The organism is Rhodococcus sp. NPDC004095 (genome assembly GCF_053604015.1).
Window position 1 is genome coordinate 563,746 of record NZ_JBSGGS010000001.1, and the last position, 15,397, is coordinate 579,142.

A 15,397-nucleotide genomic window follows, 5' to 3' on the forward strand; every position below is an offset into this window, starting at 1 on the left:
GCGTCGGACAAACTTACCCGTCAGTAACAAGACCCGCCCGAATGGAGCCGCCGATCCGAAGGAAGGTGAATGACGCTCGCGTCATGACGGTTTCGGCTCGAACGGCACTCACACGCGGGACACACCGACGCGCGGCGTCAGCAACGCACCGACGCGCGGCGTCAGAGGAATGCGGCTGCCCTTTCCGCCAGATCCAGCACCGGCTGGGGCACGATCCCGAGCAACACGGTCACCGCCGCACCGATCGCGACCGCGATCGTCGTCAGCGGGCTCGGCACGACCACCTCGGGCCGCACAGCCGGGGGATCCGAGAAGAACATCAGCACGATCACCCGCACGTAGAAGAAGGCCGCGATGGCGCTGCACACCACACCGACGACCACCAGTGGCACCGCCCCTGCCCCGGCCGCGGCCGAGAACACGGCGAACTTGCTGGTGAATCCGGCGGTCAGAGGGATCCCGGCGAACGAGAGCAGCAGCAGCGCGAAGGTGCCCGCGATCAGTGGCGAGCGGTGCCCCAATCCGGCCCACTGCGACATGTGTGTCGCCTCCCCCGCCGGCCCCCGGACCAGGCCGACGATCGCGAAGGCCGCGACGGTGCCGAACCCGTACGCCACCAGGTAGAACAACGTCGCGGACAACCCGGCACGGTCCGCCGCGACCACACCGGTGAGGATGAACCCGGCGTGCGCGATCGACGAGTAGGCGAGCATCCGCTTGACGTCGGTCTGGGTCACCGCCAGCACGGACCCGAAGACCATCGTCAGGATGGCCACCGCCCACAGCAGCGGTCGCCAGTCGTCCCGCAGCCCGGGCAGCGCCACGTAGAAGATCCGCAACATCGCCCCGAACGCCGCGATCTTGGTGGCTGCGGCCATGAACGCGGTGATCGGGGTGGGTGCGCCCTGGTAGACGTCGGGCACCCAGGTGTGGAAGGGGACCGCGCCGACCTTGAACAGCAGCCCCACCGACAGCAGGCCCGTGCCGATCAGGGCCAGCGCGGTACCGCCCGACCGGGTGGACTCCGCGATGCCCGACAGCCGTACCGTGCCCGCCTCCCCGTACAGGAAGGCGACACCGTACAGGAAGAATGCCGACGAGAACGCACCCAGCAGAAAGTATTTCAGCGCGGCCTCCTGCGACAGCACTCGCTGTCGGCGGGCCAGGCCACACAGCAGGTACAGCGGCAGCGAGAGCACCTCGAGCGCCACGAACATGGTGAGCAGGTCACCCGACGCCGGGAACAGCAGCATGCCGCCGACCGCGAACAGGGTCAACGGGAACACCTCGGTGCGGGTGACGCCCGCCTTCGTCGCCTCCCTCTCGGCGACGCTGCCCGGCACCACGGACGCCTGCGGCGTGAACGCGTCCGCGACAGCATCGGCCGCCGGGTCGGACCGGACGCCGCTACGGTCCAGTCCGCGCTCCGCGACGAGCAGCACGGACAGGATCGCAACCAGCAGAATCGAGCCCTGCAGGAAGAGGGTCGGTCCGTCGATCACCACCGCACCTGCCACTGCGGTGCCCCGGGTGTCGCGGAGCAGCACCACTGCCACGAACGCGGCGGTGAGGCCGCCGAGGCCGAGCACGATGTGACTGCCATACCGCGCCCGGACCGGCGCGAACGCCTCGACGATCACCCCGAGGACCGCCACGGCGAACACGATCAGCATCGGCGCGAGCTTGCCGTACTCGATGTCGGGGACGGGCAGCGTCGTCTGAGCGAGGACCGCCGTACGCTCCGGGGAAATCACCGCTGCCCACCTCCCTGCTCCGCCTCGACCACCCCGACAGTCGGTGGCGGATCGTGCTGGTGCACCGCGGTCAGGGTGTCGGTGACCGCCGGGGTGATCGCGTCGAGAGCGGGCTTCGGATAGAAGCCGAGCACCAGCAACAGCACGACGAGCGGCGCCACCACGGCGATCTCCCGCGGCACCAGGTCCGCGACCCGGTGCCGCACGGGGCCCGTCATCACCCGTTGATACAGCCACAGGATGTAGACCGCCGAGAGCACCAGTGCACTCGTCGCGATCACCGCGACCGCCGGGTATCGGGTGAACGTGCCGATCAGCACCAGGAATTCGCTGATGAACGGGGCCAGCCCGGGCAGCGACAGGGTCGCCAGGCCGGCGACGAGGAACGTGCCGGCGAGCACCGGCGCGCTGGTCTGCACGCCACCGTAATCGCCGATTGCACGCGACCCGCGGCGGGCGATCAGGAACCCTGCCACCAGCATCAGCGCCGCGGTGGAGAGGCCGTGGTTCACCATGTACAGCGTCGAGCCCCCCTGGGACTGGCTGGTCAGCGCGAACACCCCGAGCACGATGAACCCGAAGTGGGAGATGGAGGTGTACGCGATCAGCCTCATGATGTCGGTCTGACCGATCGCGACGAGCGCGCCGTACACGATGCCGATCACCGCGAGGGTGACGATCAGGGGCGCGAATGTGGCCGTGGCGTCGGGGAACAGGTGTACGCAGTACCGCAGCATGCCGAAGGTGCCGACCTTGTCCACCACCGCCATCATCAGCACCGCGGTGGACGGGGTGGAGTGCACGGCGGCATCCGGCAGCCAGGTGTGCAGCGGCCACAACGGCGCCTTCACCGCGAACGCGAACATGAAGCCGAGGAACAGCGCGTTCGCGACCGGTGCGTCCATCGTCAGAGTTCCGCTCGACACCGCGTCGGCGATCGCGCGGAAGTCGAAGGTGCCGGACTCGAACGGGCTCGACTCCCCCGCCGTCACCGCGTAGAGGCCGATCACCGCGGCGAGCATGATCAGTCCCCCGAAGAGGTTGTACAGCAGGAACTTCACCGCTGCCTTGGGCCCCTGTGCGTCGCCGAAACCCCCGATCAGGAAGTACATCGGGATCAGCATCGCCTCGAAGAAGACGTAGAACAGCAGGATGTCGAGGGCGAGGAACGACATCAGCACCATTGCCTCGACGATGAGGACCAGCGCGACGTGGGCGTGCACCGGCCGCCGCCCGCGGCCCACCTGGGAGCCGCCGGGCGCCCCGGTACCGTCCTTCCAGCCGGCGAGCAGCAGGACCGGCACCAGCACTGCGGTGAGCAGCACCAGCACCAGGGCGATGCCGTCGACGCCGAGTTCGTAGCGGGTTCCGAACGCGGGTATCCACGAGTGGGATTCGACGAACTGGAAGCGGTCGCCGCCGGGATCGAACCCGACCGCGACAACCACCGCGAGTCCCAGTACCACCAGCGAGGCGGCGAACGCGACCCAACGGGCCGCGTCCCGGCTGCGGGTCGGGAGGCAGGCCACGACGCCGGCGCCGACGAGGGGCGTCAACCACAGTGCGCTCAGCCATGCGAAGTCGTCCACGATCACCTCACCAACGCCAGCATCGCGACCGTAGCGGCCGCACCCAGGAACATGTAGGTCGCGTAGGTCCGTACGAAACCGTTCTGCAGCTTGCGGACTCGCGTCGACAGCCCGGCGACACCCGCGGCGACTCCGGTGACGGCACCGTCGACGCCACGGTCGTCGACCGTCGCCAGTGCCCGGGTGAGCCCGTCCCCGGGTCGCATGAAGACCGCCTCGTTGACGGCGTCGCCGTAGAGGTCGCGGCGCGCGGCAACCGTCAACGCCGACACCTCTTCCGGTGCCTCGGTGGGTATCCGCACCCCCGCGTACTGCCGAACCGCGACCGCGATCCCCGCCAGCACGACGGCCAGGGTGGTCACGGTGATCGTCCACACCGGCACCGGCAGCTCGTCGTGGTGTTCACCGACGACCGGGGCGAGCCAGTTCACCAGAGCGTCACCGGAAGCCAGCAGGAACCCGGAGCACACCGAGCCGATCGCGATCAGGATCATCGGCCACGTCATCACGGCGGGCGCCTCGTGGGGATGAGCGACTGTGACTCCTGGTCGCTCCGCAGGCTCCGCTCCCGCCTCCCATCGCCGCTTCCCGAAGAACGTCATCAGCATCACCCGGGTCATGTAGAACGCGGTGATCCCCGCACCGAGCAGTGCCGCACCGCCCAGCAGCACGCCCTCCGCGCCGCCCGCACCGAACGCGACCTCGATGATCTTGTCCTTCGAGAAGAAGCCGGCGAACGGCGGAATCCCGATGATCGCCAGGTAGCCGAGCCCGAAGGTCGCGAACGTGATCGGCATGACGACGCGCAATCCGCCGTAGCGACGCATGTTCACCTCGTCGTTCATTGCGTGCATGACCGACCCGGCGCCGAGGAACAGTCCGGCCTTGAAGAAGCCGTGAGTGAGCAGGTGCATGATCGCGAATGCGTACCCCGCCGGGCCGAGACCGGCCGCGAGCACCATGTAACCGATCTGGCTCATCGTCGACGCGGCGAGCACCTTCTTGATGTCGTCCTTCGCGCAGCCGATGATCGCGCCGAACAGCAGGGTCACCGCGCCGACGATCACCACGCCCGCTCGGGCGGCGGGGGCCAGGTCGAAGATCGCGTTCGAGCGGGTGATCAGGTAGACGCCCGCGGTCACCATCGTGGCGGCGTGGATCAGCGCCGACACCGGAGTCGGGCCTTCCATCGCGTCCCCCAGCCACGACTGCAGCGGTACCTGAGCGGACTTACCGCACGCGGCCAGCAGCAGCATCAGCCCGAGCGCGGTGACGGTCCCCTCGCCCGCGTCACCGACACCGGCGAAAACCTCCGAATACGAGACGGTTCCGAAGGTCGCGAACATGATCATCAGCGCGATCGCGAGGCCGGTGTCGCCGACCCGGTTGACGACGAACGCCTTCTTCGCGGCCGCCGCCGCGGCCGGCTTGTGGTGCCAGAATCCGATCAGCAGGTACGACGCCAGGCCCACACCCTCCCAACCGAAGTACAGGCCCAGGTAGTTGTCGGCCAGCACCAGCAGCAGCATTGCCGCGAGGAACAGGTTGAGGTACGCGAAGAACCGGCGCCGGCCGGGATCGGCAGCCATGTACCCGACCGAGTAGACATGAATCAGGGAGCCGACACCGGTGATGAGCAGCGCGAAACACACGGACAACTGGTCGAGTTGGAGCCCGAAGTCCACCTGCAACCCGGCGACCGGCACCCAGCTGAACAGAGTTTCGTGGACGGCGCGGTCGTCCGTGTCGCGGCCGAGCATGCCGACGAAGAGCGCGACCGCCACCGAGAAGGACGCGATCGCGGTCGCACAGCCGAGCAGGTGCCCCCAGCGATCGCCGCGCCTGCCCGCGAGCAGCAGGATCACAGCGCCCGCGAGCGGCAGGGCGATGAGAACCCCTATCCCCCCGGCCATCAGAATTTGAGGAGGTTGGCGACGTCGACCGAGGCCGACCGGCGGGTGCGGAAGATGGCCATGATGATCGCCAGTCCGACGACGACCTCTGCGGCGGCGACCACCATCGTGAAGAACGCGATCACATGTCCGTCGAGATTGCCGTGCATGCGGGCGAAGGTGACGAACGCGAGATTGGTCGCGTTGAGCATCAGCTCGATGCACATGAACACCACGATGGCGTTGCGGCGCAACAGTACCCCGGCACCACCGATGGTGAACAGCAGCGCCGACAGGTACAGGTAGTTCTCCGGGTTCACAGTTCTCCCTCCTTCTCGCTGCTCGGCGCCTCCTCCCGCCTGCCCGGTGCGCCTCGCTCACCGTGCCGCGGGGTGAGGACGCCGCTGACCGATCCCGGAGCGGGTGACCCGTCCGGCAGCAGGGCCGCCATGTCGACCGCGTTGTGCCTGGCATAGACGCCGGGACTCGGCAGCGGTGTGACCTGGCCACCATCGCGGAACCGCTGCTCCGACATGGACTTCTGGTCCGGTCTCGGTTCGAGGCGCTCGCGGTGCGCGAGCACCATCGCGCCGATGGTTGCGACGATCAGCAGTCCGCCGGTCAGTTCGAACGCCCAGACGTAGCGCAGAAAGATCAGCTCCGCCAGGCCCGGCACGTTGCCGAGACCGCCGCCGGGGGCGGCGTTCGCGTCGGGCAGCCCCGCGAATGCACCGACGGTGGCACTGCCGATCCCGCCGATCAGCAGCACCCCGAATCCGAGCCCCGCCACTGCGGCCGCGACCCGCTGTCCGCGAATGGTTTCCACCAGCGAGTCGGATGAGTCGACACCGATCAGCATCAGTACGAACAGGAACAGCATCATCACCGCGCCGGTGTAGACGACGATCTGAACGACACCGAGGAACAGTGCGTCCTGGGCGATGTAGAAGAACGCCAGGATGATCATCGTCATCGCCAGGAAGATCGCCGAGTACACGGCCTTCGTCGCGCACACCACCCCCAGCGCGCCGAGCACGCACACGGTGCCGAGGATCCAGAACTGCACCGCCTCGGCGCCAGAGGTGCGCGTCAGCGGCTCCGCCATGATCTCGGTGGTGTGGGTCAGCGGCTGGGCGAGGGCGGCCGGGGTCACGACTGCGCCTCGGTCTCGTCGGTGCCGCTCGCGGCGGAATCGTCGGTGCCGCCCGCGGTGGCCCCGGTGACGGTGCCGCGGTAGTAGTCCTCGTCCGTGGCGCCGGGCGCCATCGGATGTGGCGGAGCCGTCATGCCGGGCTGCAGGGGGGCGAGCAGCCGGTCCTTGCCGAAGATCAGGTCGGCGCGGTTGTCGTCGACGAGTTCCTCGTACGCGTTCGTCATGGTGAGCGCGCGGGTCGGGCATGCCTCGACGCACAGCCCGCAGCCGATGCACCGGAGGTAGTTGATCTGGTACACCCGGCCGTAGCGCTCACCGGGCGAGAATCGTTCCTCCTCGGTGTTGTCCGCGCCCTCGACGTAGATGGCGTCGGCGGGGCACGCCCACGCGCACAGTTCGCAGCCGATGCACTTCTCGAGCCCGTCGGAATGACGGTTGAGCTGATGCCGACCGTGGTAGCCGGGCGCGGTCGCGGGCTTCTGTTCGGGATAGAACTCGGTGTTCGGCTTCTTGAACATCGTCGAGAAGGTGACGCCGAATCCGGCGAGGGAATCGAGGAACCTGGTCATCGGGGACCTCCCGCGGCACGGTCGAACTCGGGCAGTGTCTGGCCCGGCAGCGGCGGCACGGGGAACCCGCCGGCCATCGGGTCGAACGCGGGCTGCGGCGGAGATGGTGGGGCCGCCGCCGCGGCGCTCCTGCGACTGCGCAGCGTCCGCCACAGCACGGCGAGCAGGGCCAGGGTGACGATCACCCCGGCGACCACGATCGTGACGGTCGCCGCGTCGTACCCCTCGAGCCGCAGTGCCCGCGCGGCGGCGACCAGCATCACCCACAGCAGCGACGCCGGGATCAGCACCTTCCAGCCGAGGTTCATGAACTGGTCGTAGCGCAGCCGCGGCAGCGTCGCGCGCAGCCAGATGAACACGAAGAGGAAACCCCACACCTTCGCGACGAACCACAGCACCGGCCACCAGCCCGAGTTCGCCCCCTCCCAGAGGCTGATGGGCCAGGGCGCGTGCCAGCCGCCGAGGAACAGTGTGGTGGCCAGCGCGGAGACCGTGACCATGTTGATGTACTCGGCCAGCATGAACATCGCGAACCGCAACGACGAGTACTCGGTGTGGAATCCGCCGACCAGTTCGCCCTCCGCCTCGGGCAGGTCGAACGGCGCCCGGTTCGTCTCCCCCACCATCGATGTCACGTAGATGAGGAACGACGGCAGCAGGAGGAACACGTACCACGTGCCGAACTGGGACGAGACGATCCCCGAGGTGCTCATCGTGCCCGCGTCGAGGAACACCGCGGCGAACGACAACCCCATCGCCACCTCGTAGGAGATCACCTGCGCGGTCGACCGCAGGCCGCCGAGCAGCGGGTAGGTGGAACCCGACGCCCATCCGGCGAGCACGATGCCGTACACGCCGACGGACGTGACCGCGAGGACGTACAGGACCGCGACCTGAAGGTCGGTGAGCTGCAGCGGTGTTCGGTGGCCGAGGATCGACACCTCCGGACCGAACGGGATCACCGCGAAGGCCATGATCGCCGGCACAATGGCGATGATCGGTGCGAGCAGGTACACCGGCCTGTCCACTCCGGCCGGGACGATGCCCTCCTTGAGTGCGAGTTTGATGCCGTCGGCGAGGGATTGGAGGGTGCCGCGGGGGCCGACGCGGTTCGGTCCGACGCGCATCTGCATCCACGCCATCACCTTGCGTTCGACGAGCAGCGCGATCAGCGGCGTCAGGATCAGGAACGCGAAGATGGCCACCGCCTTCGCGACCACCAGCCACCACGGATCGCGGCCGAATGCGGAGAGGTCGGTGCCGGCGGCGATGATCGGTGCGGTGGTCATCGCAAACCCCCTACCGCGGGCCGGATCCGGACCATCGCGCCGACCGTGACACCGAGGTCGCGGTGGACCGCGCTGCCCGGCGAGTTGAGCGGCAGCCATACCACCCGCTCAGGCATGTCGGTGACGACGACGGGCAGGGTGACCGCGCCACGATCGGTGTTGACGGTGATCGAGTCGCCGTCCCGGCAACCGATCTCGACGGCGGTGGCCGCGGAGAGTCGCGCGACCGGGACGTGTGCGGTGCCGGCGAGGTGCGGTTCACCGTCCTGTAGCCGGCCCGCGTCGAGGAGTTGGCGCCACCCGGCGAGCACCGCCTGGCCCGGGCCGGGCAGGCGGTGGTGTGCCGGGGCGGTGGTGGGGGCTGCGACCGGTTCGCCGTCCCACCGGCCGATCACACCGATCTCCGCGCGGGCGGTGGCCGCGTCGGGCAGCCCGATCGGTTCCCCCATCTCTGTCGAGAGGGCATGCAGCACCCGGTGATCCGGCATGGCACCGATTCCGGTGAGGGCCGCCGCGAACGGGCGGTCGCGTCCCTCCCAGTCGACGAACGTGCCGTCCTTCTCGGCCACCGGCGCGACCGGGAACACCACATCGGCGAGGTCGGTGACCGCGCTGCGTCGCAGTTCGAGCGAGACCACGAAGCCGGCGGCCTCGACCGCGGTGCGGGCGGCAGCGGGGTCGGGGAGGTCGTCGAGCTCGACGCCGCCGACCAGCAGTGCACCCAACGTCCCGGCCCGGGCGCCCTCGAGGATGCCCGCGGTGTCACGGCCCGGTACGGACGGGAGGTCGTCGACGTTCCAGCGCGCCGCGACCCGGTGCCGGGCCGTGGCGTCGGCAACGGGGTGGGCGCCGGGCAGCAGGTTCGGCAGGGCACCGGATTCCAGTGCGCCCCGCTCGCCGGCACGGCGCGGGATCCACGCCAGTCGGGCACCGGTGAGATCGGCGAGTTCGCTTGCCGCCGTGAGCGTCCCCGCCGGCCCGGCCGCGCGTTCACCGACGAGGATCAACGCCCCCGGAGCCTTGAGCAGGTCGTTGCCGCGCAGCGCGTGGAGCGCTTCGACCTCGCCGCCGGGACCGGTCTGCAGCAGGTGTCCGGACAGCTTCTGCAGGCCGCGGCTCGCGTAGGGCGCGATCGAGTACACCGCCAACCCGTTGCGGCGCACCGCCTTGCGCAGGCGGAGGAACACGATCGGCGACTCCTCCTCCGGTTCGAATGCGACCAGCACGACGACGGGTGCGCGTTCGACGTCGGCGTAGGTGACGTCCATCCGGCGGCCCGCGACGCGTGCGCCGAGGAAGCGCGTCTCCTCGTCGGAATGCGGTCGAATGCGGAAGTCGACGTCGTTGGTGCCGAGAGCGACCCGCGCGAACTTCGCGTAGGCGTACGCGTCCTCGACGGTGACCCGGCCGCCGGTCAGCACCCCGACCGCACCGCCCTCTCGCAACCCGCGGGCGGCGACAGCGAGGGCCTGCGACCAGGACGTCGGCGCCAGTTGCCCGTCGGGCCCGCGGACCAGCGGAGTGGTCAGCCTGTCGGAGGCGGTCGCGTAGGTGAACGCCCACCGGCCCTTGTCGCAGTTCCACTCCTCGTTGACCTCGGGGTCGTCGCCGGCGAGGCGGCGGAGGACGGTGCCGCGCCGGTGGTCGGTCCGCTGGGCGCACCCGGAGGCGCAGTGCTCGCACACGCTCGGCGTCGACACCAGGTCGAAGGGGCGGGCCCGGAACCGGTAGGAGGCTCCGGTCAGCGCGCCGACCGGGCAGATCTGCACCGTGTTGCCGGAGAAGTACGACTCGAACGGTTCGCCCTCACCGATCCCGACCTGCTGCAGCGCGCCGCGTTCGAGCAGTTCGATGAACGGATCACCGGCGATCTGCTGAGAGAACCGGGTGCAACGGGCGCACAGGACGCAGCGTTCCCGGTCCAGCAGCACCTCGCTGGACAGGGGTATCGGTTTCGGGTAGGTGCGCTTGGTGCCGTCGAATCGGGATTCGCTGCGGCCGTTGGACATCGCCTGGTTCTGCAGTGGGCATTCGCCGCCCTTGTCGCACACCGGGCAGTCCAGAGGATGGTTGATCAGCAGCAGTTCCATCACTCCGCGCTGCGCCCTGTCGGCCGCCGGCGAGGTGAGCTGGGTGTACACGGTCATGCCGTCGGAGACGACGGTGGTGCAGGACGCCATCGGCTTCGGCAACCGGACCGGCGGCGATCCCGGCTCGCGGCCCGGCAGTTCCACCTCGACGAGGCACTGCCTGCAGGCACCGACGGGGTCGAGCAGGGGATGGTCGCAGAACCGCGGGATCTGGACCCCGACGAGTTCGGCCGCCCGGATCACCAAGGTGCCCTTGGGGACCCGAACCTCGGCTCCGTCGATGGAAACCGTCACCAGATCGGCGGGCGCGGAGACGTTCTCGCTCACGCTCATCGAGCCCCCACTCCCTCGGTCAGTGCGGACCGTGCCGGATCGAACGGACAACCGCCGCGTCGGAAGTGCGCGAGGTACTCGTCACGGAAGTACTTCAGCGAGGAGTTGATCGGGCTCGCGGCGGCATCCCCCAACGCGCAGAACGACTTTCCGGCGATCCCGTCGGCGATGTCCAGCAGCGTCTCCAGGTCGGCGGCGGTGCCCTGGCCGGCTTCCATCCGTTCCATCACCTGCACCAGCCAGTAGGTGCCCTCCCGACACGGGGTGCACTTGCCGCACGACTCGTGGGCGTAGAACTGCGTCCACCTCAGGACCGCGCGCACCACGCAGGTGGTCTCGTCGAAGATCTGCAGCGCCTTCGTGCCGAGCATGGAGCCGGCACCGGCGACACCTTCGTAGTCGAGGGCCACGTCGAGGTGCTGCTCGGTGAAGATCGGTGTGGAGGAACCGCCGGGGGTCCAGAACTTGAGCCGGTGCCCGGCCCTCACGCCGCCCGCGTACTCGAGCAGTTCCCGCAGCGTCACCCCGAGCGGCGCCTCGTACTGGCCGGGCCGGGTGACATGCCCGGACAGCGAGTACAACGTGAATCCCGGCGACTTCTCACCGCCCATGGACCGGAACCAGTCGGCGCCGTGCAGCAGGATCGGAGGCACGCTGGCGATCGACTCGACGTTGTTGACCACCGTGGGGCTGGCGTAGAGGCCCGCGACCGCGGGAAACGGGGGCCGCAGCCGGGGTTGCCCACGGCGGCCCTCCAGCGAGTCGAGAAGCGCGGTCTCCTCACCGCAGATGTAGGCGCCTGCACCGGCGTGCACCACCACGTCGAGGTCGAAGCCGCTGCCGAGGATGTCGCGTCCCAGATACCCGGCCGCGTACGCCTCGGCGACCGCGGACTGCAACCGCCGCAGCACCGGCACCACCTCACCGCGGACGTAGATGAAGGCGTGCCGGGCCCGGATCGCGTAGGCGGCGATGACGACACCCTCGATCAGAGCGTGCGGCGTGGCCAGCATGAGCGGCATGTCCTTGCAGGTACCCGGCTCGGACTCGTCGGCGTTGACCACCAGGTAGTGCGGCTTTCCACCGGCAGTTGTCCCGTTCTGGGCGCCCGCGCCCGCCGGATCCTGAGGAATGAAGGACCATTTCGTCCCGGTGGGGAACCCGGCCCCGCCACGTCCGCGCAGCCCCGATGCCTTGACGGTATCGATCACCGCGTCCGGTCCCTGTGCCAGGGCGGCTCGCAATCCGCGGTAGCCGTCGTGGCGGAGGTAGGTCTCCAGCGTCCACGACCGTGGCTCGTCCCAGTAGCGGCTCAGGACCGGGGTCAGGGTCACGACGACTCCCCCTCCCGCTCGGAACCGTGCGGGCCGGGTTCCGGTGCGCTCAGGCCGCGTTGGCGGGCGATCCGGAGCCCCGCGACGGTGGCCTCCCCGGCCACGCCGGCGTCCGCGGCCCCGGGCCGCGGGTCGGGAAATCCCGCAAGGATCCGCTCGGTCTCCCGGAACGTGCACGGAGGGGCGCCCCGGACCGGGGTCACCCGACCACCGGCCCGCAGCGTGTCGACCAGGTCGGTTGCCGACTCCGGGGTCTGGTTGTCGAAGAACTCCCAGTTGACCATCACCACCGGGGCGTAGTCGCATGCGGCGTTGCACTCGACGTGTTCGAGGGTGACGACGCCGTCGTCGGTGCTCTGGCCCGGTTCGACCCCGAGGTGGGTGCGCAGCCGGTCGAGGATCGCGTCACCGCCCATGATCGCGCACAGCGTGTTCGTGCACACCCCGACCAGGTAGTCGCCGGTGGGAGTGCGCCGGTACATGGAGTAGAACGTCGCGACCGCGGATACCTCCGCGGCGGTGAGATCGAGCTGCCCGGCGCAGAATTCGACACCGGCGCGAGTGACACAGCCGTCCTCGGACTGCACCAGGTGCAGCAGCGGCAGTAGCGCCGAACGGGACTGCGGGTAGCGCGCGAGGATCTCCTTGGCGTCCACCTCGAGCCGCCCCCTGACCTGCGGCGGGTAGCCGTGCGGCGCGGTCATCGGTCCACTCCGCCCATGACGGGGTCGATGCTGGCCACCGAGGCGATCACGTCGGCGACCATGCCGCCCTCGCACATCGCCGACACCGCTTGCAGATTCGTGAACGAGGGGTCACGGTAGTGCACCCGGTACGGCCTGCTGCCGCCGTCGCTGACCATGTGCACGCCCAGTTCGCCGCGCGGGGACTCGACCGCGACGTACACCTGCCCGGCGGGCACCCGGAAGCCCTCGGTGACGAGTTTGAAGTGGTGGATCAGCGCCTCCATCGAGGTCCCCATGATGTGCTCGATGTGTTCGGGCGAGTTGCCGAGCCCGTCCGGACCCAGCGCCAGGTCCGCGGGCCAGGCGATCTTCTTGTCGTCGATCATCACCGGTCCGGGCCGCAACCGGTCGAGGCACTGCTGCGCGATCCTCAGCGACTCGCGCATCTCCCGGACCCGGATCAGGTACCGCCCGTAGCAGTCACTGCCCGTGTCGGTGACGACGTCGAAGTCGTAGGTCTCGTATCCGCAGTACGGCTCCGAACGCCTCAGGTCGTGGGGAAGTCCGGTGGCACGCAGGATCGGACCGGTCATACCGAGGGCCATGCACCCGGTCAGGTCGAGGTAGCCGATGCCCTGGGTGCGGGCCTTCCAAATCGGGTTCTCGTTGAGCATGAGTTCCATGTCCCGCAGGCGGTTCGGCAGGATCGTGAGCAGCTCCCGTGCCGCGGCGAGCGCCGCGTCGGAAACGTCCTGGGCGAGCCCGCCGGGCCGGATGAAGGCGTGGTTCATCCGCAGACCGGTCATCTTCTCGAACACGTCCAGGATCAGCTCCCGCTCGCGGAACCCGAACAGCATCGCGGTCACCGCGCCGAGCTCCATGCCGCCGGTCGCCAGTGCCACCAGATGCGAGGAGATCCGGTTCAGTTCCATCAGCAGCACCCGGATCACGGTGGCGCGCTCGGGAATCAGGTCGGTGATGCCGAGCAGCTTCTCCAGCGCCAGGCAGTAGGCGGTCTCGTTGAAGAACGGGGACAGGTAGTCCATCCGGGTGACGAAGGTGACGCCCTGCGTCCAGCTGCGGTACTCGAGGTTCTTCTCGATTCCGGTGTGCAGGTATCCGATTCCGCACCGCGCCTCGGTGACGGTCTCGCCCTCGATCTCCAGGATCAGGCGCAGCACGCCGTGCGTGGAGGGGTGCTGCGGACCCATGTTCACCACGATCCGCTCGTCTCCGGATTGGGCTGCCGCCCCGATGATCTCGTCCCAGTCCTGTCCGCCGGCACTGTAGATGGTGCCTGCGGGATCGCTGCTCACGTCGCTCATCAGCTGTACGCCCTCCGCTGGTCGGGTGGCGGGATCTGCGCGCCCTTGTACTCGACGGGAATGCCGCCGAGGGGGTAGTCCTTGCGCTGCGGGTGCCCCTCCCAGTCGTCGGGCATCTCGATCCGCGTCAGTGCGGGATGACCGTCGAACACGATTCCGAAGAAGTCGTAGGTTTCCCGCTCGTGCCAGTCGTTGGTGGGGTAGATCGAGTACAGGGACGGCACGTACGGATGGGCGTCCGGAACCGCGACCTCGAGCCGGATGCGGCGACCCCAGGTGATCGACAGCAGCGGGTACACCGCGTGCAGTTCCCGGCCACTGTCCTGCGGATAGTGCACACCGCTGACCCCGAGGCACAGCTCGAACCGCAGGGCGGGGGCGTCACGCAGCGCCCGTGCGACCGCAGGCAGGTGTGAGGCACGGACGTGGAAGGTGAGCTCGTCGCGGAACACCACGACCTTCTCGATCGCGTCCGCCGGTGCCACCCCGGCCGCCGTGAGCGTCGCGTCCAGCTCGTCGGCGACCTCGTCGAACCATCCCCCGAACGGTCGAGTCGTGCTGGGAGGCAGGGTGACCGGACGCTGCAGCCGACCGTATCCGGAGGTGTCGCCGGTGCCGCGGACACCGAACATGCCCTGCCGGACGTCGATCACGTCGGGCACCGCCGCCTCGTCCGGGGGCGGACTACCCTCCGGTCCGGTCGTCGCCTCTGAGTCGAAGTCCGAACTCACCGCAGCAGCCCCCTCATCTCGATCGTCGGGGTCGCGGCCAGCGCTGCCGCTTCCGCCGCCCGCACCGCTTCCTCCCGGTTCACACCGAGCGGCATCTGCTGAATCTTCTCGTGCAGCTTGATGATCGCGTTCAACAGCATCTCCGGTCGTGGGGGGCAGCCGGGGAGGTAGATGTCGACGGGAACGAGGTGGTCGACGCCCTGCACGATCGCGTAGTTGTTGAACATGCCCCCGGAGGAGGCACAGACGCCCATGGCCAGAACCCATTTCGGTTCGACCATCTGGTCGTACACCTGGCGCAGCACCGGGCCCATCTTCTGACTGACCCGGCCGGCCACGATCATCAGATCGGCCTGTCGGGGCGAGGCGCGGAACGCCTCCATTCCGAACCGGGCGATGTCGTACCGCCCGGCACTGGTGGCCATCATCTCGATGGCACAGCAGGCGAGTCCGAACGTGGCCGGCCACAGCGATCCCTTGCGCGCGTATCCCGCGATCGACTCCACCGTCGTCAGCAGGAACCCGCTCGGCAGCTTCTCCTCGAGACCCATGATCCTCGCCTCAGCTCTCCGTCCGGTTTCCCGAACGATTTCCCGAACGAACCGATCCGACTGCGCCGCAGCGCCATCCGACCGAGTTCGGCGGCCGGGGT

Annotated in this window: 13 protein-coding genes; all 13 read right to left on the reverse strand. The window is 69.1% G+C overall.

The window, feature by feature from the left end:
- Positions 1 to 161 precede the first annotated feature (161 nt).
- From nuoN to ACWEPG_RS02620, 13 genes are read right to left on the reverse strand one after another with little or no spacing between them, the layout of a single operon-like run.
- Positions 162 to 1,754 carry an NADH-quinone oxidoreductase subunit NuoN gene (gene nuoN / locus ACWEPG_RS02560; RefSeq protein ID WP_450113181.1) on the reverse strand — a complete coding sequence of 531 codons (1,593 nt, stop codon included), beginning with the start codon at positions 1,752 to 1,754 and terminating at the stop codon, positions 162 to 164.
- Entirely contained in the window at positions 1,751 to 3,346 is a 1,596-nt protein-coding gene (locus tag ACWEPG_RS02565) for an NADH-quinone oxidoreductase subunit M (protein WP_450113216.1), read from the reverse strand. The genes nuoN and ACWEPG_RS02565 overlap by 4 nt, the downstream gene beginning before the upstream one ends.
- Entirely contained in the window at positions 3,346 to 5,256 is a 1,911-nt protein-coding gene (nuoL, locus tag ACWEPG_RS02570; RefSeq protein ID WP_450113182.1) for an NADH-quinone oxidoreductase subunit L, read from the reverse strand. Before nuoL ends, ACWEPG_RS02565 begins: the two co-directional genes overlap by 1 nt.
- A complete protein-coding gene (gene nuoK / locus ACWEPG_RS02575; RefSeq protein WP_450113183.1) occupies positions 5,256 to 5,555 on the reverse strand; it encodes an NADH-quinone oxidoreductase subunit NuoK in 300 nt (99 codons plus the stop codon). Before nuoK ends, nuoL begins: the two co-directional genes overlap by 1 nt.
- Positions 5,552 to 6,340, reverse strand: coding sequence for an NADH-quinone oxidoreductase subunit J (locus tag ACWEPG_RS02580; RefSeq protein ID WP_450113217.1), 789 nt, complete (start codon positions 6,338 to 6,340; stop codon positions 5,552 to 5,554). Before ACWEPG_RS02580 ends, nuoK begins: the two co-directional genes overlap by 4 nt.
- A 44-nt stretch (positions 6,341 to 6,384) precedes the next feature.
- Positions 6,385 to 6,957 (reverse strand): NADH-quinone oxidoreductase subunit NuoI, encoded by a 573-nt coding sequence (gene nuoI / locus ACWEPG_RS02585; protein WP_450113184.1) that lies wholly within the window; start codon positions 6,955 to 6,957, stop codon positions 6,385 to 6,387.
- On the reverse strand, positions 6,954 to 8,246 hold the full coding sequence (nuoH, locus tag ACWEPG_RS02590; RefSeq protein ID WP_450113185.1) for an NADH-quinone oxidoreductase subunit NuoH: 1,293 nt from the start codon (positions 8,244 to 8,246) through the stop codon (positions 6,954 to 6,956). Before nuoH ends, nuoI begins: the two co-directional genes overlap by 4 nt.
- A complete protein-coding gene (locus ACWEPG_RS02595; protein WP_452593807.1) occupies positions 8,243 to 10,669 on the reverse strand; it encodes an NADH-quinone oxidoreductase subunit G in 2,427 nt (808 codons plus the stop codon). Before ACWEPG_RS02595 ends, nuoH begins: the two co-directional genes overlap by 4 nt.
- The gene (gene nuoF, locus ACWEPG_RS02600) at positions 10,666 to 12,003 is read right to left on the reverse strand and encodes an NADH-quinone oxidoreductase subunit NuoF (RefSeq protein WP_450113187.1); all 1,338 of its coding nucleotides are present in this window, start codon (positions 12,001 to 12,003) and stop codon (positions 10,666 to 10,668) included. The genes ACWEPG_RS02595 and nuoF overlap by 4 nt, the downstream gene beginning before the upstream one ends.
- Positions 12,000 to 12,707: an NADH-quinone oxidoreductase subunit NuoE gene (gene nuoE, locus ACWEPG_RS02605; protein WP_450113188.1), complete on the reverse strand. Its 708-nt coding sequence runs from the start codon at positions 12,705 to 12,707 to the stop codon at positions 12,000 to 12,002. Before nuoE ends, nuoF begins: the two co-directional genes overlap by 4 nt.
- A complete protein-coding gene (nuoD, locus tag ACWEPG_RS02610) occupies positions 12,704 to 14,014 on the reverse strand; it encodes an NADH dehydrogenase (quinone) subunit D (protein ID WP_450113189.1) in 1,311 nt (436 codons plus the stop codon). Before nuoD ends, nuoE begins: the two co-directional genes overlap by 4 nt.
- Complete coding sequence (locus tag ACWEPG_RS02615; RefSeq protein ID WP_450113190.1) at positions 14,014 to 14,745, reverse strand: NADH-quinone oxidoreductase subunit C; 732 nt, start codon at positions 14,743 to 14,745, stop codon at positions 14,014 to 14,016. Before ACWEPG_RS02615 ends, nuoD begins: the two co-directional genes overlap by 1 nt.
- A complete protein-coding gene (locus ACWEPG_RS02620; RefSeq protein ID WP_450113191.1) occupies positions 14,742 to 15,296 on the reverse strand; it encodes a NuoB/complex I 20 kDa subunit family protein in 555 nt (184 codons plus the stop codon). The genes ACWEPG_RS02615 and ACWEPG_RS02620 overlap by 4 nt, the downstream gene beginning before the upstream one ends.
- Between the last annotated feature and the right edge of the window lie 101 nt (positions 15,297 to 15,397).

What these genes read in the sequence shown, in the direction of transcription:
- nuoL (WP_450113182.1), bottom strand. Translation starts at nt 5,256, where the DNA reads ATGGCCGGGGGGATAGGGGTTCTCATCGCCCTGCCGCTCGCGGGCGCT.
- ACWEPG_RS02580 (WP_450113217.1), bottom strand. Translation starts at nt 6,340, where the DNA reads ATGGCGGAGCCGCTGACGCGCACCTCTGGCGCCGAGGCGGTGCAGTTC.
- nuoI (WP_450113184.1), bottom strand. Translation starts at nt 6,957, where the DNA reads ATGACCAGGTTCCTCGATTCCCTCGCCGGATTCGGCGTCACCTTCTCG.
- nuoH (WP_450113185.1), bottom strand. Translation starts at nt 8,246, where the DNA reads ATGACCACCGCACCGATCATCGCCGCCGGCACCGACCTCTCCGCATTC.
- ACWEPG_RS02595 (WP_452593807.1), bottom strand. Translation starts at nt 10,669, where the DNA reads ATGAGCGTGAGCGAGAACGTCTCCGCGCCCGCCGATCTGGTGACGGTT.
- nuoE (WP_450113188.1), bottom strand. Translation starts at nt 12,707, where the DNA reads ATGACCGCGCCGCACGGCTACCCGCCGCAGGTCAGGGGGCGGCTCGAG.
- nuoD (WP_450113189.1), bottom strand. Translation starts at nt 14,014, where the DNA reads ATGAGCGACGTGAGCAGCGATCCCGCAGGCACCATCTACAGTGCCGGC.
- ACWEPG_RS02620 (WP_450113191.1), bottom strand. Translation starts at nt 15,296, where the DNA reads ATGGGTCTCGAGGAGAAGCTGCCGAGCGGGTTCCTGCTGACGACGGTG.